Here is an 18,955-nt window from a genome sequence, read left to right as displayed (position 1 = left end):
CGGATTCGTGGCGCGCCGTCCGGGACCCCGGTGGTCCCGGCACGGCCCATGGCGCATGATCGGTGGGTGACCCCGACAGGCGACCACAGTTCCCAGCCCGAGATGCTCCCCGACCCGACGGTGCCCGCGGCCCGGCCGGACGCCCCGACCGCGTCGGCCATGCGCAGGGTGCTGCGCCGGGCCCGCGACGGCGCCACGCTCAACGTCGACGAGGCGACCGCGCTGCTGCAGGCCACCGGCGACGACCTGCGGGACCTGTGCGAGTCGGCCGCGCGGGTGCGCGATGCGGGCCTGACCTCGGAGGGACGGCTCGGCGCGGACGGGCGCGGGCTGATCACGTACTCGCGCAAGGTGTTCATCCCACTGACCCGGCTGTGCCGGGACCGCTGCCACTACTGCACGTTCGTCACCGTGCCGGGCAAGCTCAAGGCCGAGGGCCAGAGCATGTACCTCGACCCCGACGAGGTGCTCGACATCGCCCGCCGCGGAGCGGAACTGGGCTGCAAGGAGGCGCTGTTCACGCTCGGCGACCGGCCGGAGGACCGTTGGCCGGAGGCGCAGGAGTGGCTCGAGTCCCGCGGCTACGGGTCGACGCTGGACTACGTGCGCGCCATGGCGATCCGCGTGCTCGAGGAGACCGGGCTGCTGCCGCACCTGAACCCCGGGGTGATGAGCTGGGAGGAGATCTCCCGGCTCAAGCCGGTCGCACCGTCGATGGGCATGATGCTCGAGACCACCTCCACCCGCCTGTTCACCGAGAAGGGGCAGTGCCACCACGGCAGCCCCGACAAGGATCCCGCCGTCCGGCTGCGCACGCTGACCGACGCGGGCCGGCTCAACGTCCCGTTCACCACCGGCATCCTCGTCGGCATCGGTGAGACGGTCGCCGACCGGGCCGAGTCGCTGCACGCGATCCGCAAGTCGCACAAGGCCTTCGGTCACGTGCAAGAGGTCATCGTGCAGAACTTCCGGGCCAAGCCGGACACCGCCATGCGCGACACCCCGGACGCGGACCTCGACGAGTACCTGGCGACGATCGCGGTGGCGCGGCTGCTGCTCGGGCCGGGCATGCGCATCCAGGCCCCGCCGAACCTGGTGTCGGCGTCCGAGTGCGCGGCGCTGCTCGCGGCGGGCGTCGACGACTGGGGTGGGGTCTCGCCGCTCACTCCGGATCACGTCAACCCGGAGCGACCCTGGCCGAACCTCGACACACTCGCCGAACTCACCGCGGCCGCGGGTTTCGAACTCGGCGAACGGGTCGCGGCCCAGCCGAAGTACGTGCGCGCCGGCGCCGCCTGGATCGACCCGCGCATCGCCGGCCACGTCGCGGCGCTGGTCGACCCCGACACCGGACTGGCCCGGCCCGACACCTGCCCGACCGGCTCGCCGTGGCAGGAACCGGACGAGCAGTGGTCGTCGTCCGGCCGGGTCGACCTGAACACGGCGATCGACACCGAGGGCCGCAACACCGAGACGCGTTCCGACCTGGGCAGCGCGTTCGGCGACTGGGACACCGTGCGCGAGCAGGTGCTCTCGCTGAGCGCGCCCGCCCGCGTCGACTCCGACGTCCTGGCGGCGCTGCGTCACGCCGAACGCGACCCCGCGGGCTGCAGCGACGACGAGTACCGGGCGCTGGCGAACGCCGACGGCGAGGGACTCGAGGCGATGGTCGCGCTCGCCGACGCGCTGCGGCAAGACGCCGTCGGCGACGACGTCACCTACGTGATCAACCGGAACATCAACTTCACCAACATCTGCTACACCGGCTGCCGGTTCTGCGCGTTTGCGCAGCGCAAGGGCGACGCGGACGCCTTCACACTGTCGGCGGAGGAGGTCGCCGACCGGGCCTGGGAGGCACACGTCGCCGGCGCGACCGAGGTGTGCATGCAGGGCGGTATCGACCCGGAGTTGCCCGTGACCGGCTACGCGGACCTGGTGCGCGCGGTCAAGGCGCGGGTGCCGTCGATGCACGTGCACGCGTTCAGCCCGATGGAGATCGTCAACGGCGCGTCCCGCGGGGGCCAGAGCGTGCGGGACTGGCTCACCGAGCTCAAGGCCGCCGGCCTGGACACCATCCCGGGCACCGCCGCCGAGATCCTCGACGACGAGGTGCGCTGGGTGCTGACCAAGGGCAAGCTGCCGACCTCGAGCTGGATCGACGTGGTCAGTACCGCGCACGAGGTGGGCATCCCGTCGAGCTCGACGATGATGTACGGCCACGTCGACCAGCCGCACCACTGGGTCGGGCACCTGAACATCCTGCGCGGCATCCAGGACCGCACCGGCGGGTTCACCGAGTTCGTGCTGCTGCCGTTCGTGCACCAGTCCTCGCCGCTGTACCTGGCCGGGGCGTCGCGCCCGGGGCCGACCCGGCGCGACAACCGGGCCGCGCACGCGCTGGCACGGATCATGCTGCACGGCCGGATCCGCAACATCCAGACCAGCTGGGTCAAGCTCGGCACCGCCGGAACCCAGGCGATGCTGCAGGGCGGCGCCAACGACCTGGGCGGGACGCTGATGGAGGAGACCATCTCGCGGATGGCGGGCTCGCAGCACGGCTCGGAGAAGACGGTCGCCGAGTTGCGGGCGATCGCCGAGGGCATCGGACGGCCCGCCCGCCAGCGCAGCACCGGCTACGCCGAATCGGCCGGCGCCGCCGCGGTGGGGGTGGGATGAGCCGGCCGGCGCACGGCGTCGATCCGGTCGGCGACGCGCGCGTGGTCGCAGTGCTCGACCACGCCGCGCAGCTGATCAACCCGGCCCTCGACCTGGTGGCCGCCGATCCGCTGGGGCTCAAGGCCCGCACGTTCGGACGGGACCCGGACCTGGGCTGGGATGCCGGCTTCTCGGACTGGTCCTTCGCGGATCTGTTCGAGCACCACCGGCTGCTCGAACACCTCCGCGACCTCGCGGCCCGGCTGCTGGACGCCGCCTGCGTGCCCGGCACCGCGGCGTGGGCGCGCGCGGACCGGCGCAGCCGCGCGCACTGGTGGGTCCGGCGCGCCGGCGGCTGGGGTGCTGTCGTCGTCGCCGCGCCTGGGGTCCTCGGGCCGCTGGCCAAACGGCTGCCGCTGCAGGATCTGCTCGCGGTCGCCAACCAGGCGCTGATGCTGGTCGCCGTCGCCCGCGAGTTCGGTGTCACCGATCGCGGCGTGCAGGTCGAGATGCTCGCCGCCGTGCTGTTCCGCCGCGAGATCGACCAGCGCGAGATCGTTCCCGTCCACGCGCTGCCGATTGCGCGGGACGACGTCGCCGTGCCGGCACGCCCCTTCCCGACGCTGCGCACCGTCTGGGCGACCTCCCGTGCGGTGCGCGCGATCCCGGACGAACTCGACAAGCGACCACGCCCGGCCGCGGTCTACCGGTGGCTCGGCCACCTGCCGCTGATGGGCGCGCTCGCCGACTATGCCGGGGAACGCGGCGCAGCCGTGGCGGCGGGCGAGTCCGGCCGGCGCTGGATCGAGGAGAACACCGGGGCCGAACTGGTCCCGGAACCGGCGGTCAGGGCACCCTGATCCGGCGCCCCACCGCGGGTGGGGAATACTGGTGTTCCCCTGGGGTGGGGGATGTTCACCCCGAAATGGTCGGTGTCAGAAGGGCAGAGGGAGTAGCAGTGACCTACACGATCGCGGAGCCGTGCGTCGACGTCTTGGACAAGGCATGCGTCGAGGAGTGCCCGGTCGACTGCATCTACGAGGGCAACCGCATGCTCTACATCCAGCCCGACGAGTGCGTCGACTGCGGTGCGTGTGAGCCGGTTTGCCCCGTCGAGGCGATCTTCTACGAGGACGACGTCCCGGACCAGTGGAGCGACTACATCAACGCGAACGTCGAGTTCTTCAACGATCTCGGCTCGCCCGGCGGCGCCGCCAAGCTCGGCAAGGTCGACCACGACGCCCCGTTCGTCAAGGCGCTCCCCCCGATGGGCGAGGAGTGAGTTGACCCGCACGCCGGTCGCCCGGACCCTGCCGGACTTCCCCTGGGACTCGCTCGCCGACGTGACGGCCCGCGCGGCCGCCCACGAGGGTGGCCTCGTCGACCTGTCGGTGGGAACCCCCGTCGATCCGGTCGCCCCGGTCATCCGTGAGGCGCTGGCATCGGTCGCGGACCGCCCCGGCTATCCGACGACCGCGGGCACCCCCGAGTTGCGGGCCGCCGCGTCGGCGGCACTGGAACGGCGCTACGGGCTGGCCGGGATCCCCGCCGATGCGGTGCTGCCGGTGATCGGCAGCAAGGAGGCCATCGCCTGGCTGCCCCGGCTGCTCGGCTTCGGTATCGGCGACACCGTGGTGATCCCCGAACTCGCCTACCCGACCTACGAGGTGGGCGCCTTGCTGGCCGGCGCCCGTGTGCTCCGCGCCGACGGAACCGCCCAGGTCGGTCCCGCGCCGGTGTCGATGGTGTACGTGAACTCGCCGTCGAACCCGACCGGCAAGGTGCTCGGCGTCGACCACCTGCGCAAGGTCGTCGACTGGGCGCGTCAGCGCGGCGCGATCGTCGTCTCCGACGAGTGCTACCTGGGCCTGGGCTGGGATGCCGAGCCCGTCTCGATCCTCGATCCGCGGGTGACCGGGGGCAGCCTCGACGGGCTGCTGGCGGTGCACTCGCTGTCGAAGACCTCGAGCCTGGCCAGCTACCGCGCGGCGTTCATCGCCGGAGATCCGGGTCTGGTGGCCGAGTTGCTCGCGGTCCGCAAGCACGCCGGGATGATGGTGCCGCTGCCGATCCAGGCTGCGATGACCGCGGCGCTGTCCGAGGACGAGCACGAGCGCATCCAGCGCGAGCGCTACGGAAGACGCCGGGCGATCCTCAAGGAGGCCGTCCTCGGCGCGGGCCTGCGGATCGACGATTCGGAGGCCGGTCTGTACCTGTGGGCCACCCGCGGCGAGCCGTGCCGCGACACCGTCGACTGGTTCGCCGATCGCGGAATCCTGGTGGCGCCGGGCGAGTTCTACGGCCCCCGCGGCGGCGAGCACGTGCGGATCGCGCTGACCGCCTCCGATGAGCGCATCGAGGCGGCCGCCGCCCGGCTGTGAGTGCCGTGCGCGAGTCGGGAGGTGTCGATCCCGCAACGCGTTCACGGGCGAAGACGCAGGATCTTTCCCGAGCGCGCCGTGCGGGCCAGGTCGGGCTCCCAGTGGTCGGCCGAGCAGACGAACAGGTCCTCTCCGCGGCGACCGCCCAGCGCGACCGCATACGGGTGCGGGACCTCGATCCGGTCTGTCACGGCGCCGCCGGGGTCGACGCGCAGCACCTCGCCGCTGAACGGCGACGCCACCCACACAGCGTCGTCGGCGGCGATGGTCAGGCCGTCCGGCAGCACCGACGGCGCGAACGTGCACAGCGTGCGACGGTCGGTCAGGGTGCCGTCGGACAGGATCGTGAAGGCGGTCAATCGTCCAGGCGTGGAACGGGTCTCGGCGACGATGAGGGTGCCGCCGTCGGCGGTGACGACGATGCCGTTTGCGAACAGCATCTCGCCGGCCGCGACCGTCGTGGTGCCGTCCGGATCCACCCGCACCAGGTTCGCCGGCCGCGGCGGGGCCGGCGGCGCGCTGTCGTCGCCGTAGTTGCCGACCCAGGCGCGCCCGTGACCGTCTACCGCCATGTCGTTGAGGTGCCAGGAGGCGAGGTCGGACAGGTCGGCGTGCACGACCAGCCGTCCGTCGCGCTCGAGCCTCCGGACCGTGCGGTCGTGTCCGGCGGTGACCAGCAACCGGCCGTCCGGCAGGAACCCGAGGCCGGCGGGGCCGCCCGGTACCGCGGCGACCCGGTCGAGTCGGCCCGCGGCCGGATCGAAACGCAGCACGACGTCGGCGTGCACGTCGGAAAACCACAATGCGTCCCCGTGCCAGCGGGCGCCCTCGGGGAAGACCAGGTCGGTCAGCAGGATTTCCGGTGTGGCCGTGGTCATGTCACCGAGGCTAGTCCGCCGGTTGTGCGCCGGCGGGCGGGTCGTCCTGTGAGAGGCTGGGATCCGTGCTGCTCCGTTCCCTGAACCCTCTCGCCGTCGCCCGGGGCGACGACGTGCCCGATGCCGTCACGATCGACGGAGTCACCCTCTCGCGCAGCGACCTCGTCGGCGCCGCGGGCGCGCTGGCCCGGCGGATCGCCGGCGCGCGGACGGTCGCGGTGCTCGCGGAGCCGACCGCGACCACCGTCGTCGCGGTCGTCGCCTGCCTGTTCGCCGGGGTCGCCGTGGTGCCGGTGCCCGCCGACGCCGGCCCGGCCGAACGCGCGCACATCCTCGCCGACTCGGCGGCGCAGGCGTGGCTGGGCACGGCGCCCGCCGGTGACACCGTCGGAAGGGAACTGCCGGTGGTCCCGGTGCGGTTGCACGCCCGCGACTGGCACGCGCACCCCGAGCCGGATCCCGCATCGACCGCCTTTGTCATCTACACCTCCGGCACCACCGGGGCGCCCAAGGGCGTGCTGCTGTCCCGGCGCGCCGTCGCCGCCGGCCTCGACGCGCTCGCCGAGGCGTGGCAGTGGACCGAGAAGGACACCCTCGTGCACGGGCTCCCGCTGTTCCACGTGCACGGGCTGATCCTCGGGCTGCTGGGCCCGCTGCGGATCGGTAGCAGGCTGATCCACACCGGCCGGCCGACTCCAGCCGCCTACGCGTCGGCGCGCGGGTCGATGTACTTCGGCGTGCCGACGGTGTGGTCGCGGATCGCCGAGGACGAGCGGTCCGCGCGGGCGCTGTCCGGGGCCAGGCTGCTCGTCTCCGGCAGCGCGCCGCTGCCGGTGCCGGTGTTCGAGCGTCTCGCCGCGCTCACCGGCCTGCGCCCGGTCGAACGGTACGGGATGAGCGAGACCATGATCACGCTGAGCACCCGCGCCGACGGGGAACGACGGCCCGGCTGGGTCGGCGTGCCCGTCACCGGGGTCAGCACCCGGATCGTCGGCGAGGACGGCGCGCCGGTCCCGCACGACGGCGAGACGATCGGCGCGCTGCAGGTGCGCGGGCCGATGCTCTTCGACGGCTACCTGAACCGGCCCGATGCGACGGCCGAATCCCGCACCGACGACGGCTGGTTCGTCACCGGCGACGTCGCGGCCGTCGACGCATCCGGGTTCCACCGGATAGTCGGTCGCGCGTCGACCGATCTGATCAAGTCCGGTGGCTATCGCATCGGCGCCGGCGAGGTGGAGACCGCGCTGCTCGGGCACGGCGAGGTCGCCGAGGTCGCGGTCGTCGGGGTGCCCGACGACGACCTAGGGCAGCGGGTCGTGGCCTATGTGGTGGCCAGGGCGGGGACGTCGCCGACCCCCGACGAGTTGATCGGATACGTCGCGTCGGAACTGTCCGTGCACAAGCGTCCCCGCGAGATCCGACTCGTCGAATCGCTGCCGCGCAACGCGATGGGCAAGGTGCAGAAGCGCCGGCTGAGCTGAGGGCGGACGACGAGGCGATCCGGCGCGTGACCGGAAGGCGATCCGGAGCCGGACCGCTGCGCGCAAACCCGCGACGCGACCGATCTTGCTGGGTAATCTCGCTGGTATGAGCCCGTATCAGAAAGAACTCGAGGACCTGTTCGGGGACCGGGGGATCGGGACACTCGTCACGCTCAAACGCGACGGCCGCCCGCAGCTGTCCAACGTGATGTACCACTTCGACAAACTGCACCAGCGCTTCGAGATCTCGGTGACCGACACCCGCGCCAAGACCACGAACATGCGCCGCGACCCGCGGGTCAGCCTGCAGGTCAACGGCAACGACGGCTGGTCGTACGCGGTCGTCGAGGGGCGCGCCGAGCTGACCCCGCACGCCGAGGACCCGCACGACCTCACGGTCAACCGGCTCGTCGAGCTGTACCGGACCCTGCAGGGCGAACACCCCGACTGGGACGAGTTCCGTGAGGCGATGGTCCGCGAGAGACGGCTGTTGCTGACGGTGATCGTCGAACGGGTCTACGGCATGGCGGGTTCCTGACCGCTGCGGCGGCGGCCGGGGACCCGGCCGCCGCCGCGCCACCCGTTCAGCGTTCGAGGACGAACACCGGGATCTGCCGGTCGGTCTTGCGCTGGTACTCGGCGTAGTCCGGCCACGCGGCGACGGCGCGCTCCCACCACTGGTCGCGTTCCGTGCCGGTCGCCTCGTGCGCGGTGTAGTCGTGCTTCTCGGCGCCGTCCTGCAGTTGGACCTGCGGGTTCGCGACGATGTTGTGGTACCAGACCGGATTGGTCGGCGCTCCGCCGAGGGAGGCGACGACCGCGTAGACGCCGTCGTGCTCGACCCGCATCAGCGGGGCCTTGCGCAGCTTGCCGGACTTCGCGCCGACGGTGGTGAGCACGATGATCGGCTTGCCGTTCATCTCGTTGCCCTCGGTACCGCCGGAACTCTCGAACTTCGCGACCTGGTCGCTGACGAACTGTTGTGGGCTGGGGGCGTATTCGGGTGTCTGGGACATGGCCCCAGTCAACACGCGATCGCCCGCTCGCGCGTGTCGAACGTCCACAGATGGGGCGACGAAATGCGCACGAGCGCGGCGGGTGGTGGTCGTAGACTGCCGTCCATGGGCGCTGCGAAGCCGAACGAAGGCCGGGTCACCGTGCTCGATTCGCTGGCGTTCCTCTGCGAACTGGCGATGCTGGTGATCCTCGCCGTCTCGGGCTGGCGCATCGGGTCCGGGCTGGCGCTGCAGGTCATCCTGGCGGTGTTGTTCCCGCTGGTCGCCGCCGGGGTGTGGACAACCTGGATGGCTCCCGGGGCGCAGCGCAGGCTGGCCAATCCGGGGCGCCTCGCCGCGCAGATCGCGTTGTTCGTCATCGCCGCGATCATCGGGATCGGCGCGGGCCTGGTGCCGGTCGCCGTCGTGTTCGTGATCGTGTCGGCGGTCGTGTTCGGGCTCGGCAGCCGGCGCGAACGCTGAGGTCCGAACCGCGACGGCCGAACCGCGACGGCCGAACCGCGACGGCCGAACCGCGACGGCCGAACCGCGACGGCCGAACCGCGACGGCCGAACCGCGACGGCCGAACAGCGGCGGCCGAACAGCGGCGGCCGCCCGGACGCGGGCGTACGGTCACGTCCCATGAGCGCCCTGCAGACCACCCGCATCGTCCTGGCCGCGCGACCCCACGGCGAGCCCGTGGCCGCCGATTTCCGCACCGAGACCGTGGCAGTCGCCGAACCGGCCCCCGGACAGGTCTCGTTGCGGACCGTGTACCTCTCGCTGGACCCGTACATGCGGGGCCGGATGAGCGACGCGAAATCCTATGCGGCGCCGATACAGGTCGGCGATGTCATGGTCGGCGCGACGGTCTCGCAGGTGATCGACTCGCGCGATCCGTCCGTGAAACCCGGCGACCACGTCCTCGGCTACACCGGTTGGCAGACGCACGCGGTCGCCGACGCGTCCGCGGTGCGGGTGCTCGACACGTCGCGGGCACCGCTGTCCGCGTCGCTCGGAGTGTTGGGCATGCCCGGCTTCACCGGCTATGCGGGGCTGCTGAAGATCGGCCGGCCGGTCTCGGGGGAGACGGTGGCGGTCGCGGCGGCGTCGGGGCCGGTGGGATCGGCGGTCGGCCAGATCGCCCGTATCCACGGCGCCCGCGCGGTCGGCATCGCCGGCGGGCCGGAGAAGTGCGCGTTTCTGCGGGACGAACTCGGCTTCGACGCCGCGGTCGACCACCGCGCGCCCGACTTCGCCGACCGCCTGCGGGAGGCGGCGCCGGACGGCATCGACGTCTACTTCGAGAACGTCGGCGGGCCGGTGACCGCCGCGGTGCTGCCGCTGCTCAACACCTACGCGCGGATGCCGGTCTGCGGTCTGGTGTCCCAGTACAACGCGACCGCGGTCCCGGCGGGGCCCGACCGGCTGCCGGGCTTCCTGTCGGCGGTGCTGACCAAGAGCCTGACCGTGCGGGGGTTCATCCAGGCCGAGTTCGTCGCCGAGATGCACGCCGACTTCCGACACGACATGGCGACGTGGATCGCCGAGGGCAAGGTGCGCTACCGCGAGGACGTCGTCGACGGGCTGGAGAACGCGCCGTCGGCGTTCCTGGGGATGTTGCGCGGGGAGAACTTCGGCAAGGTGGTCGTGCAGGTGGCGCCCGCGGCGCTCTGACCGCCCGGGACATGCGCACCGAAGACGATCTCCGGGCGACGTCGGTGTGGCGTCACCCGGAGACCGGAATCCGTGCACGACCGACGACGGCCGCTTCGGGAGGTGTTCAGGCGGCCGAGGCGGTGCCCAGCGCGGAGGAACCGGCCGACAGGCTCTTGAAGATCGAGGCCGCGCCGCCGTCGGCGCTGCTGGTGGTCAGGGCGGTCGAACCGGCATTCATGGACTTGATCAGCTCGGCGATGATGTTCACATTCGTTCCTTCGCGGGTGTCGGCTTGCGGACACGATCACCTTGCCCGCGGAAGTCGGACCACCGTCGAATGCCGGATGTCACACAGGTGAACGGTCTGCGGCGGGTGGGTGATTCGCCTGCCCGTGATTTGTCTGACTGTCATTCGACCTTCGGTGGCGCCGTCGTGCGGTGACCACCCCGCAGAGTGCGATCACCGCGAACAACACCAGGGTCGAGAGCAGCTGTTTGCGGGCATCGGCGTCGGTGGCCATCAGCGCGATCAGTCCGCCGAGTGCGGCCAGGGTGAGCCACGTCAGGTACGGGTGACCCCACATCCGCACGGGCAGCGTGCCCGCCCGCTCCAGCCGCGGCCGCAGCCGCAACTGGGCCACCGCGATGAACACCCAGATCACCAGCAGCGCCGAGCCGACCGCGTTGAGCAGGATCGAGAGCAGTTGGTCGGGCAGCAGCCAGTTCAGCAGCACGCTGACGAACCCGAAGAACACCGACAGCCACACCGCCGCGCTCGGCACACCCGTGCGTGAGAGCCGCGTCAACACCCGCGGGCCGTCGCCGCGCAGCGCCAGCGAGTACGCCATCCGGGACGTGCCGTAGACGTTGGCGTTGAACGCCGAGAGCAGCGCGATGACGACCACGACCTCCATCAGCCCGGAGACCATCGGCAGGTGCGCCTGATCGAGCACCGCGACGAACGGTCCGGTGCCGCTGTCGGCGGAGTGCCAGGGCAGCACGAACACCATGATCGCGACGGCGCCCAGGTAGAACACGCTGATCCGCCACACGACGCTGCGGACCGCGGTGGCGATGCTGCGTTCGGGGTCCTCGGATTCGGCCGCGGCGATCGTGACGATCTCGATGCCGCCGAACGCGAAGGCGACGACCAGCAGTCCCGCGGCCACACCGCCGATGCCGTTGGGCATGAATCCGCCGTCGCCGAGGAAATGGGTGAATCCGGCCGGGTCGGTGTGCGGCAGCACCCCGAAGATCACCAGCACCCCGAGGACCAGGAATCCGACGATGACCGCGACCTTGATGGCGGCGAACCAGAACTCGAACTCGCCGAAGTTGCCGACCTTGGACAGGTTGACGACGGCGAAGAAGGCCACGAACACCAGCGCGATGGCCCACTGCGGCACCGCGGGCAGCCAGCCGGACACGATCGCGGAGGCGCCGGTGATCTCGGCGCCCAGCACCATGATCAGCATCACCCAGGAGATCCGTTTTTATCGGCGGGTGACCTCGTGCACCACCACGAGGCCGCCCTGTACACCTTGGGGAACATCGCGATGAGTATTCGACTCATGTCCTGGGCACTCGACGAAGCGCCCGTCACCGACTCCACACAGGCCCTCGTGCTGCTGTGCCTGGCTGACTGGGCCGACGACACCGGCCTGTGCTGGCCCGCCGTCGAGAGCATCGCCCGCCGGGCCCGCTGCTCCGAAACCACCGCCCGCCGCCACGTCCGCGCGCTCGAACGCGCCGGCATCGTCGTGCGCATGACCGCGTCGAACGGCCGCACTTCGAACCGGTACCGGATCATCATGCGCAGGCAACCCGGTCAGATCGACCGGGTTGGGGATAACTCGCCGTACCGCGGCGACGAGAACACGCCCTCACCTGCGGGAACAATGTCTATCCACAGGGCCGATTCCGAACCCGGTCAAATCGACCGGGTTGACGTTGTAACCCTGGCATCCGCGATCACCAACCCTGGCGCTGGTGACACCCCAACCCTGGCGCCGGTGGCACCCGAACCATCAATGAACCACCAAGAACCACCAGCTGCCCCGGGCGCGACGACCGACCAGTCGTGGATGGTCGACTCGGCGGCAGCAGCGGCAGCGTCCATGACCGACGAAGACCTCGACCCGTCCAGGCAGCGCGTCGACGAACTCCGCGAAGCCATCCGCGACGCCGGGCTCGGCGCCCGCTGGGACCGGCTCACCGGCGAACACGTCCTCACGATCGCCCGCCTCGTCGACGTCCACGGCACCAAGCCGCTCGTCGACACCGCCATCACACTGCACCGCGACACCAACCCGGCCCGCTTCGCCCAAGCCTGGATCGGAGCGTGGCTCGCCAAGCCCATCCCCGCAGCCGCGCAGGCGCCGCGACCCGAGTGCACGCGCGACGACTGCGACCACGGCTGGCTCGACGACAACGAACTCGGCCAGGCAGTCCGCTGCCCCGACTGCCACCCCAACCGCTAACCAGCCCAACCCAAAAAGAATCCCCCCGCAGGTGGTCAGAGACCTGCGAGGGGCCGACCAGGAAGGCACTCCCGGCATGAACATCCTCTCACGAACCGACCACACCAGAGCCACCACCAGCTGCACCACGACAGCCGGTCTCACCACGGGCCAGCCGAGCATCGCGGACCAGCTCCGCGCGCTCCTCGACGACTCCCGCATCCGCCTGTGCACCGAGACCCACACTCCCGGCCAGACCGCGGCACGTTCCTACGCGCGTGCCCTGTGGGCGATCGAGGACGACATCCGCGCCCTCGCTGACCGCTTCTACGCCGAGGAGTCCGGCCGATGATCCGCCAACTGCGCACCACCGCGGCCGCCGCGACCTGCAACCTGCACGCCGCCGCGACCGCCGGCATCGCACTGCTTGCGTTTGCGCTCTCGTACTCGAACCTCGCCGCGCTGGCCGGCCGCGCCGGCTACTCGCCGCTCATGGCGCACACGTGGCCGTTCGTCGTTGACGGCCTGGCGGTCGTCGCGACGGTCGCGGTGATGCGGCTGCGCGCGCGCCGCACCTACGCGTGGTCGCTTCTCGGCGCCGCGACGACGGTGTCGGTCGTGGCGGGTGCGGCGGCGCACCTCCTGCCCGCCGGTCCGCTGCCCGGGTGGGCGGGTGCGGTCGTCGCGGTCGTGCCGCCGCTGTGTCTGCTCGTCGCACCGCACCTCGCGGTGCAACTGCGTCGGGACGCAGCCGACGCGACGACCGATGCCAACGCGACAGATGCCGCTGCGCCGACGCGACCAGACGCACCAGCACCGACCACCGAGGACGCGCCGGCACCTGCCGCCATTCGTAACAAGCAGACCGCCGAGACCGAGTGCGACACCCGTGACGGCCAGCCAGAACGCACCGTGACGCACCCCGCCGTCGCACTGTTCGACCTCGAGGCGACGCACGACGCAACCGACCGCGACGCGTCGCAAAGCCCGCGCGACAGGGCACTCCACCTCCTCGACACCACCGACATGTCGCAACGCGCCGTCGCGCTCGCGGTCGGCACCTCCGAGGCGACGGTGCGACGGTGGCGCAAGGCCGCCGACGCGCCGCCGGCACTCGTCGCAGTGGGCCAGTAGTCCAACGCGCCGGGCCCGCGAGACCGACGCGGGCCCGACGCAGATCCGGCAGCACCCAGGTCCGGACGACCCGACGCGACAGAAACTGTCGGCCGTTCGACCGACATGATCATCTGTGTGGTACACCACCCTGACCAATTCGACACAGGGGAGACGCAGTGGGATACATCGGCTACCGTGCCGAGCGAGCCGCAGTCAACGGCTTCATCGGTCTATTCACTGTTCTACCGATCATCGTTCTCAGAGGCGGATGGTGGGCACTGAAGATCATGGCCTTGATCTTTTTGTGGCCCGTGCGCGTCATCATCACGATGGTCCGCGGTGGGAGAGCAACCACACTGGCCAACGGTGCCAGCGGCAGCAGGCAGCCCGCCGATGCAACCGACCCGGCTGCCTGGGCGCGTGCACACAAGAAGCCACTCGCCTGGGGCATCGGCGGGTTCTTCGCCGTCGGCGGATTCGGCACCCTCACATCCGGCGACTTCGGGTCGGCCGCTCTGGCCGTCGTGATTGTGGCCGTGTGCGCCGGCCTTCTCGTGAAGTGGCGACGCGCCGACCAAGCCGCCGACGCGGCGCAGGTTTCGGCGCGCGCCGAGTACGAACACCAGATGTACCTGCAGGACAATCCCATCGGCACATACGGCCAGTACCAGCCGCCGCACGAGGTTCAGTCCACCGACGAGGCAGGACGAGCATGACCAGGACCAGCATCTATGTGACCGTCGCAGCCGCAGTGCTGCTCCTCACCGCCGGGTGCGGCACCAACGATCCCGCGAACGCTGCAGTCTCCGGCACCGCGAACACGGCTGCGCGCGCCAGCTCCACCGCTACACCTGCCACCACCGATGCGGCGCAGACCCCGGCCGTCGCGGGCGAGACGCACACCGACGCACCCGCCGGACCACGCCCCGACAACTGGGACGTCACCGCCGCGATGCTCGGCGACCACGGCGACACCTACCTGACCCGCGTCAACACCGTGTGGCCCCTGACCACGGATGACGCAGTCAGCACCGCCGGCGGCTACGCCATCGGCGTCTGCGCAGCCAAGAACGCCGGCATGGGCGAGACCGAGATGATCGCGCAGACCGTGCCCACATTCGCCCGCGAGTACAACCTCACCATCACTCCACGCCAGGCCGCCGGAATCGTCGACGCCGCCTGGAACACCATCTGTCGCTGAGATCGCGACTGTTCCGAACATATGTTCGGGTCATGCGTTAGGCTCGTTCTGCGGCGGCTCTGAGGGAAGCGGGGTCGCCGCACTCACACGAGGTGGTGGGCATGGTCGAGCGCTGGTATCGGACCGACGGCGGCGCTGTCGAGCGGATGCCGGCGTGCTGCCCGAACGGCCACCGGCTCGAGTGCGGCACCGTCTTGGTGGGATGGGACAACCTACGGCCAGTCCCGTGCCGTGTGTGGCGGTGCCAGGTGTGCGACGCGGTGATCTGGGATGTGCCTGGATAGTTCGACCCGGTGTGCATGTCTGCAGCATGTTCGGACATACCTGGCCTATTAGACTCGACCAACAGGCCAGCAGACAACTGGCCCGGAAACGCCGAGGCCCTGCCGGAGCGGACTCCAGCAGGGCTCGGAAGTGTCTTGGTCGGACATCCCGCAGCCTACGTGAACTCGCGCCTAATGCAACTCTCGGCGTGAGGATGCGGTGGTGGCCGTCCGCATGCGTATGAGCCGACTCGTTCCGTATATGGCTGAATGGAAGCGAGCGGAAGTGTCGCGGGGACAGCAAGATCCATCGCAGGCGGGGTTTTCCGTCGAGATCCTTGACCGCATGAGACTGTCGGCCCAGTCGCCGACTGCAGAGTTTGCGTACATCGACGAGTCTGGGGACGTTGGCATGAGCAAGGGCACGAAGACGTTCACTCTTGGATGCGTCCTCGTTCCGGTAGACGACTGGAGTGACCGACTGGATTACATGGTTCGCATGCGCCGGTCTACAAAGCAGAAGTACGGGGTGCCGATGCAGCAGGAGGCGAAGGCGAATCATATTGCGGGAGTGAAGAAGATCTACCGCGACTTGGGTCTGGGCGATGGTCAAATGCGGGATATCTATCAACGACATATGCGGGCCATAGATCGGGTGTCGTCGGGCACGTTCGCGATTGTGATCCGGAAGGACAAACTGTGGAAGCGTGACACAGACGTTCTAGACATGGCATGGCGGTATTTGCTCGAGCGGCTGAGGAAGCGGACGGAATCGACCGGTGCGCCCGTGATGATCGTCCATGATCAAGGTCAAGATGCCGAGATTCGCAAGCTGATCCGGCGATACCGGCGGGTGGCATGGACGGCATCCGGTCAGCGTTCTAGTGCGCCACTTTTCGTGGAGGACCCGAGCCCGCGGGATTCGCAACAGTCATACTTCGTGCAGTTGGCTGATCTGGCAGCGTATGCCGCGTCTACCAAGGCGTGCCCGCGAAACGGTGGGACGGCACGTATTTGCAACGAGTTGATGTGGGACATCATTGCTGATGTGCAGGTGAAGTCGGTTACGAAGGACCGCAACGACGGCCTTTACGTGTTCCCGAAATAGTAAGAGGGGCACCCTTGCGGGTGCCCCTTGACGGCTAACCTACCCTGGCCATGCGGCCAGCTCAGCTAGCAACCTCAGTAAAGCACAAGCCCTGCCCGTTCGGCCAATGTTGCGTGCCCCGCCGCGCCACGTCGGGGTTAGGCACGGCGGGGTCTGCGGTTCGCTACCGGTGAAGATGTGCGGGCCCGCGTGAGAGACCATACCGACCGTGGCGGAGTCGCCCGAGCACCCGGTCAACAAGATCGAATGCCGCGGCTACGGCTGGGTCATCGGGGTCGTGGCCAGCCTCGCGCGCGGCGGCCCGGTCGTCTGCATCCATGTGGGTTTGGACGCGGCGCTGGACTCACAGGTTCCATGTCATTCGGGTGAATGAATGCATTTCGTGACACGCCTGAGCGTCTGATAGGTATGGGCTCATGATGATGCCTGAACGAGACATGCCGCTGCGGTTGGCGGCCCGAGATGCAGCGAACATCTATCTCGAGACGGACGCGTCACCCGCGAACATCATCGACGTCTACGTCTTCGCTCCGGCCGTGGTCGAACACGCCGCCGTCGTGGAGTGGTTGAGTGAACGAGTCGCGGTGCTGCCGATCGCTCGCCGGCGCCTGCAACGTGCCGCGGCGGATATCGACTATCCGGCATGGGTCACAGACGACACGGTCGATATGCGAGATCAGATCACAGTGGAAGCTGTCGCCGACTGGTGCGATGCGAGGGCCCGCATCGGCAGCCTCGTCGGAACTCCAATGGACCTGACTAGGCCTCCGTGGGACGCGACAGTCATGACCGGTGTGCGAGGCATCGGTGACGGCATCCCGGACGGTGCAACCGTCGTAGTGCTGAGGTTCCACCACTCGGTCGGTGATGCGGTCGCCACTGCCGCATTCGGCCGGGCCGTGTTCACCGGAAATGTTGAGGGGCTGCGGGCGTCCGGGCAGCAGACAGAGATGGCCGGCGCCGTGCGCCTCGCATTCCGACTGCCCTGCAGGGCAGCACAGTTCGCACGATCCATCGGCAGGGCGATGATTGTCGCCCGCAGGTCCGCGAGGGCGGTAGCGCGGGGCGAGTTCGCGACCCCTCCGGCCACGTCGCCACCGAGCATCTTCAACCGGCCGCTGCAGGGGTCACCCACTGTCGGCTTGGTCCACTTCGACCTCACGGAGGTGCGCGACATCGGCCGTATGGCCGGCGGCACCGTGAACGACGCGATCCTGACCGTGGTCGGTGGCGCGCTCGCCGAGCTGCTTGATGAACTCGGCAACCCTGTCGATGGTTCACTCGGCGCGCTCATGCCGATCGCGATGAACGACGCAGTTCAGAACGCGAACCGATTCGCGCTCGGCTCCGTAGTCCTGCATTCAGACGAACGGGACCCGGTTGAGCGACTGCGGCGCGTCCAGACGTCCACGGCATCCGAGAAGGCCCGCCAGTCGCACCCGGCCCTCGAGCAGCAGCGGTCGCTCGCCCAGCTGGTGCCAGCGTTCATCACCCGTCGCACTGGCGACCGCTTGCGGCGAAGGACCGAACCGGTGGCGAAGCCGGGGTTCGGGAACACGATGGTCTCGAATGTTCCGGGCGGCGTATCCGACGGTGAGTTCATGGGTGCCAGAATTGTGGACCGGTTCGGTGTGCTCACCATCTGCCATGGTGAAGCGTTGACCCATTTCGTTTCGTCTGCCGGCGACCGAATCTCGCTGTCCTTCACGGTTGACTCCGCGATCATGCCCACCCTCGGCCGGTACGAGGGCCTGCTTCGGTCCACCTTCGCGCGACTGGCCGCAGCGGTACACGCCGCAGCCTGACTGACCTGTGAGACGCCGATAGGCCCCGCCGCTGGTGTGCGGCGGGGCCAGGGTCAGGCGGGGGTGATCGTCAGGTAAGTGTTCGCAGCTCCCGTGAGCACGGGACGTGCGTACACGGGCGCGGTACCGGTGTAGTGCTCCATCCACACCTTGTCGCCGTCGTTCACTGTGACGGTGGCGGTGACGGTCTGTGACTTCCCTCCCGGCGTAGACGTAGCGACTACGGTCCCGCTGACCACCACGCGCATCTGGAAGCCGCCATCAGCATCAGTGCGGGTGGTTTTCGCATCGATGGTGAACTGCCCAGCGGAGGGAGCGAGTGAGTCGGTGACGATGACCGTGTCTGGATATGCCGGCATAGCAGTCCAGCCGACGGTCTTTTCCCAGCTGTTGTTGTTGTTCGTGCCGCCCGAACCCGAGTAGGACATGCCCATCGGCACGGTACCAGGGCCAGCTGCGGCAACGTAGATGTACGGCATCAGGACACGCCCCCAACGCTCGACGTCAGGCCCTTGCCGGGTGTGCCGCCGACTTGCGTCACGACAGGCACGATCACGTCGTCGATGGCGACGGGCCAGGTGCCGGTCACCACGGCGCTGAGGGCGGGCGCGACGATCGTGACCGTCGCTCCGGGGATCGCCGTTCCATTCTTGCGGAGCTCGACGATCGTCGACCCGGACGCGTCCGCGGTTGCTAGCCGCACCTTGTGGCGTTGCAGGGTGGCGGGGAACTCCATTGGCGCGCCCATCGCCATTGCGCCAGCGCCGACCTTGCGGACCGTCTCAGCTGCGCTGTGTGGCAGGACAATCGCCAATGGCTCTATCGAGGCGTCCGCGATGCCCTGCTCCATGTGGTTGAGGGCGGCCGCGTTGATCGGCGTCCCGCCGGTCGGACCATCTGCCCAGGTCTTCGGTGCGTAGGTCATAGGTCAGCTCCTAGCTGGGGAGTAG

General features: G+C 69.6%; 21 protein-coding genes and 1 pseudogene. 16 read left to right on the top strand and 6 right to left on the bottom strand.

The window, feature by feature from the left end:
- Nucleotides 1–48 precede the first annotated feature (48 nt).
- The 4 genes from G4X40_RS21735 (at nt 49) to dapC (ending at nt 5,036) form a co-directional block, all read left to right on the top strand.
- Entirely contained in the window at nt 49–2,676 is a 2,628-nt protein-coding gene (locus G4X40_RS21735) for a bifunctional FO biosynthesis protein CofGH (protein ID WP_277835725.1), read from the top strand.
- Nucleotides 2,673–3,515 carry a hypothetical protein gene (locus G4X40_RS21730; RefSeq protein WP_277835724.1) on the top strand — a complete coding sequence of 281 codons (843 nt, stop codon included), beginning with the start codon at nt 2,673–2,675 and terminating at the stop codon, nt 3,513–3,515. The genes G4X40_RS21735 and G4X40_RS21730 overlap by 4 nt, the downstream gene beginning before the upstream one ends.
- 98 nt (nt 3,516–3,613) lie before the next feature.
- Complete coding sequence (gene fdxA, locus G4X40_RS21725; protein ID WP_277835723.1) at nt 3,614–3,937, top strand: ferredoxin; 324 nt, start codon at nt 3,614–3,616, stop codon at nt 3,935–3,937.
- Between the two features lies 1 nt (nt 3,938).
- Entirely contained in the window at nt 3,939–5,036 is a 1,098-nt protein-coding gene (gene dapC, locus G4X40_RS21720) for a succinyldiaminopimelate transaminase (RefSeq protein ID WP_277835722.1), read from the top strand.
- Nucleotides 5,037–5,077: 41 nt separating this feature from the next.
- Here dapC and G4X40_RS21715 read toward each other — a convergent pair whose 3' ends face one another.
- Nucleotides 5,078–5,914, bottom strand: coding sequence for an SMP-30/gluconolactonase/LRE family protein (locus tag G4X40_RS21715; protein ID WP_277835721.1), 837 nt, complete (start codon nt 5,912–5,914; stop codon nt 5,078–5,080).
- A gap of 65 nt (nt 5,915–5,979) precedes the next feature.
- Between G4X40_RS21715 and G4X40_RS21710 the strand changes: the two genes are divergently transcribed.
- Together G4X40_RS21710 and G4X40_RS21705 are read left to right on the top strand one after the other, a co-directional pair.
- Entirely contained in the window at nt 5,980–7,398 is a 1,419-nt protein-coding gene (locus G4X40_RS21710; RefSeq protein ID WP_277835720.1) for an acyl-CoA synthetase, read from the top strand.
- A 106-nt stretch (nt 7,399–7,504) separates the two neighbouring features.
- On the top strand, nt 7,505–7,936 hold the full coding sequence (locus G4X40_RS21705; RefSeq protein ID WP_277835719.1) for a PPOX class F420-dependent oxidoreductase: 432 nt from the start codon (nt 7,505–7,507) through the stop codon (nt 7,934–7,936).
- Between the two features lie 46 nt (nt 7,937–7,982).
- On the opposite strand, the gene G4X40_RS21700 is transcribed toward G4X40_RS21705, so the two are convergent.
- Nucleotides 7,983–8,414: a nitroreductase family deazaflavin-dependent oxidoreductase gene (locus tag G4X40_RS21700; RefSeq protein WP_277835718.1), complete on the bottom strand. Its 432-nt coding sequence runs from the start codon at nt 8,412–8,414 to the stop codon at nt 7,983–7,985.
- A 105-nt stretch (nt 8,415–8,519) separates the two neighbouring features.
- Here G4X40_RS21700 and G4X40_RS21695 point away from each other — a divergent pair, with 105 nt between their 5' ends.
- Together G4X40_RS21695 and G4X40_RS21690 are read left to right on the top strand one after the other, a co-directional pair.
- On the top strand, nt 8,520–8,876 hold the full coding sequence (locus G4X40_RS21695; RefSeq protein WP_277835717.1) for a YrdB family protein: 357 nt from the start codon (nt 8,520–8,522) through the stop codon (nt 8,874–8,876).
- 160 nt (nt 8,877–9,036) lie between these two features.
- Nucleotides 9,037–10,071, top strand: a complete 1,035-nt coding sequence (locus G4X40_RS21690; RefSeq protein WP_277835716.1) for an NADP-dependent oxidoreductase — start codon at nt 9,037–9,039, stop codon at nt 10,069–10,071.
- Nucleotides 10,072–10,177: 106 nt separating this feature from the next.
- Here the strand turns inward: G4X40_RS21690 and G4X40_RS21685 are convergent, their stop codons facing one another.
- Both G4X40_RS21685 and G4X40_RS21680 read right to left on the bottom strand, forming a co-directional pair.
- Nucleotides 10,178–10,321 (bottom strand): hypothetical protein, encoded by a 144-nt coding sequence (locus tag G4X40_RS21685; RefSeq protein ID WP_277835715.1) that lies wholly within the window; start codon nt 10,319–10,321, stop codon nt 10,178–10,180.
- 79 nt (nt 10,322–10,400) lie between these two features.
- Nucleotides 10,401–11,534: pseudogene (locus G4X40_RS21680) on the bottom strand (amino acid permease); the annotation flags it as partial.
- Nucleotides 11,535–11,624: 90 nt separating this feature from the next.
- Here G4X40_RS21680 and G4X40_RS21675 point away from each other — a divergent pair.
- From G4X40_RS21675 to G4X40_RS21640, 8 genes are all read left to right on the top strand, one after another.
- Complete coding sequence (locus G4X40_RS21675) at nt 11,625–12,533, top strand: helix-turn-helix domain-containing protein (protein WP_277835714.1); 909 nt, start codon at nt 11,625–11,627, stop codon at nt 12,531–12,533.
- Nucleotides 12,534–12,609: 76 nt separating this feature from the next.
- Complete coding sequence (locus tag G4X40_RS21670) at nt 12,610–12,864, top strand: hypothetical protein (protein WP_277835713.1); 255 nt, start codon at nt 12,610–12,612, stop codon at nt 12,862–12,864.
- The gene (locus G4X40_RS21665; RefSeq protein WP_277835712.1) at nt 12,861–13,646 is read left to right on the top strand and encodes a DUF2637 domain-containing protein; all 786 of its coding nucleotides are present in this window, start codon (nt 12,861–12,863) and stop codon (nt 13,644–13,646) included. Before G4X40_RS21670 ends, G4X40_RS21665 begins: the two co-directional genes overlap by 4 nt.
- A 158-nt stretch (nt 13,647–13,804) precedes the next feature.
- A complete protein-coding gene (locus tag G4X40_RS21660; RefSeq protein ID WP_277835711.1) occupies nt 13,805–14,344 on the top strand; it encodes a hypothetical protein in 540 nt (179 codons plus the stop codon).
- The gene (locus tag G4X40_RS21655; protein ID WP_277835710.1) at nt 14,341–14,829 is read left to right on the top strand and encodes a hypothetical protein; all 489 of its coding nucleotides are present in this window, start codon (nt 14,341–14,343) and stop codon (nt 14,827–14,829) included. The genes G4X40_RS21660 and G4X40_RS21655 overlap by 4 nt, the downstream gene beginning before the upstream one ends.
- Before the next feature lie 486 nt (nt 14,830–15,315).
- Nucleotides 15,316–16,200: a DUF3800 domain-containing protein gene (locus G4X40_RS21650; RefSeq protein ID WP_277835709.1), complete on the top strand. Its 885-nt coding sequence runs from the start codon at nt 15,316–15,318 to the stop codon at nt 16,198–16,200.
- 208 nt (nt 16,201–16,408) lie between these two features.
- The gene (locus tag G4X40_RS21645) at nt 16,409–16,573 is read left to right on the top strand and encodes a hypothetical protein (protein ID WP_277835708.1); all 165 of its coding nucleotides are present in this window, start codon (nt 16,409–16,411) and stop codon (nt 16,571–16,573) included.
- A 64-nt stretch (nt 16,574–16,637) separates the two neighbouring features.
- Nucleotides 16,638–18,005: a wax ester/triacylglycerol synthase domain-containing protein gene (locus tag G4X40_RS21640; RefSeq protein ID WP_277835707.1), complete on the top strand. Its 1,368-nt coding sequence runs from the start codon at nt 16,638–16,640 to the stop codon at nt 18,003–18,005.
- A 53-nt stretch (nt 18,006–18,058) separates the two neighbouring features.
- On the opposite strand, the gene G4X40_RS21635 is transcribed toward G4X40_RS21640, so the two are convergent.
- Both G4X40_RS21635 and G4X40_RS21630 read right to left on the bottom strand, forming a co-directional pair.
- Entirely contained in the window at nt 18,059–18,484 is a 426-nt protein-coding gene (locus G4X40_RS21635; RefSeq protein WP_277835706.1) for a hypothetical protein, read from the bottom strand.
- Nucleotides 18,484–18,930 carry a hypothetical protein gene (locus G4X40_RS21630; RefSeq protein WP_277835705.1) on the bottom strand — a complete coding sequence of 149 codons (447 nt, stop codon included), beginning with the start codon at nt 18,928–18,930 and terminating at the stop codon, nt 18,484–18,486. Before G4X40_RS21630 ends, G4X40_RS21635 begins: the two co-directional genes overlap by 1 nt.
- Nucleotides 18,931–18,955: the final 25 nt, after the last annotated feature.

The sequence above is a fragment of the Speluncibacter jeojiensis genome (assembly GCF_029589495.1).
GTDB classification, from domain to species: Bacteria; Actinomycetota; Actinomycetes; order Mycobacteriales; family Mycobacteriaceae; genus Speluncibacter; species Speluncibacter jeojiensis.
Note: the sequence above shows the minus strand (reverse complement) of the source record. Positions and strands in the feature narration are given on the sequence as shown.

Coding starts and splice junctions, on each gene's coding strand:
- G4X40_RS21735 (WP_277835725.1), top strand. CDS start 49: ATGGCGCATGATCGGTGGGTGACCCCGACAGGCGACCACAGTTCCCAG.
- G4X40_RS21730 (WP_277835724.1), top strand. CDS start 2,673: ATGAGCCGGCCGGCGCACGGCGTCGATCCGGTCGGCGACGCGCGCGTG.
- G4X40_RS21715 (WP_277835721.1), bottom strand. CDS start 5,914: ATGACCACGGCCACACCGGAAATCCTGCTGACCGACCTGGTCTTCCCC.
- G4X40_RS21705 (WP_277835719.1), top strand. CDS start 7,505: ATGAGCCCGTATCAGAAAGAACTCGAGGACCTGTTCGGGGACCGGGGG.
- G4X40_RS21700 (WP_277835718.1), bottom strand. CDS start 8,414: ATGTCCCAGACACCCGAATACGCCCCCAGCCCACAACAGTTCGTCAGC.
- G4X40_RS21695 (WP_277835717.1), top strand. CDS start 8,520: ATGGGCGCTGCGAAGCCGAACGAAGGCCGGGTCACCGTGCTCGATTCG.
- G4X40_RS21690 (WP_277835716.1), top strand. CDS start 9,037: ATGAGCGCCCTGCAGACCACCCGCATCGTCCTGGCCGCGCGACCCCAC.
- G4X40_RS21675 (WP_277835714.1), top strand. CDS start 11,625: ATGTCCTGGGCACTCGACGAAGCGCCCGTCACCGACTCCACACAGGCC.
- G4X40_RS21670 (WP_277835713.1), top strand. CDS start 12,610: ATGAACATCCTCTCACGAACCGACCACACCAGAGCCACCACCAGCTGC.
- G4X40_RS21665 (WP_277835712.1), top strand. CDS start 12,861: ATGATCCGCCAACTGCGCACCACCGCGGCCGCCGCGACCTGCAACCTG.
- G4X40_RS21655 (WP_277835710.1), top strand. CDS start 14,341: ATGACCAGGACCAGCATCTATGTGACCGTCGCAGCCGCAGTGCTGCTC.
- G4X40_RS21640 (WP_277835707.1), top strand. CDS start 16,638: ATGCCGCTGCGGTTGGCGGCCCGAGATGCAGCGAACATCTATCTCGAG.
- G4X40_RS21635 (WP_277835706.1), bottom strand. CDS start 18,484: ATGCCGTACATCTACGTTGCCGCAGCTGGCCCTGGTACCGTGCCGATG.
- G4X40_RS21630 (WP_277835705.1), bottom strand. CDS start 18,930: ATGACCTACGCACCGAAGACCTGGGCAGATGGTCCGACCGGCGGGACG.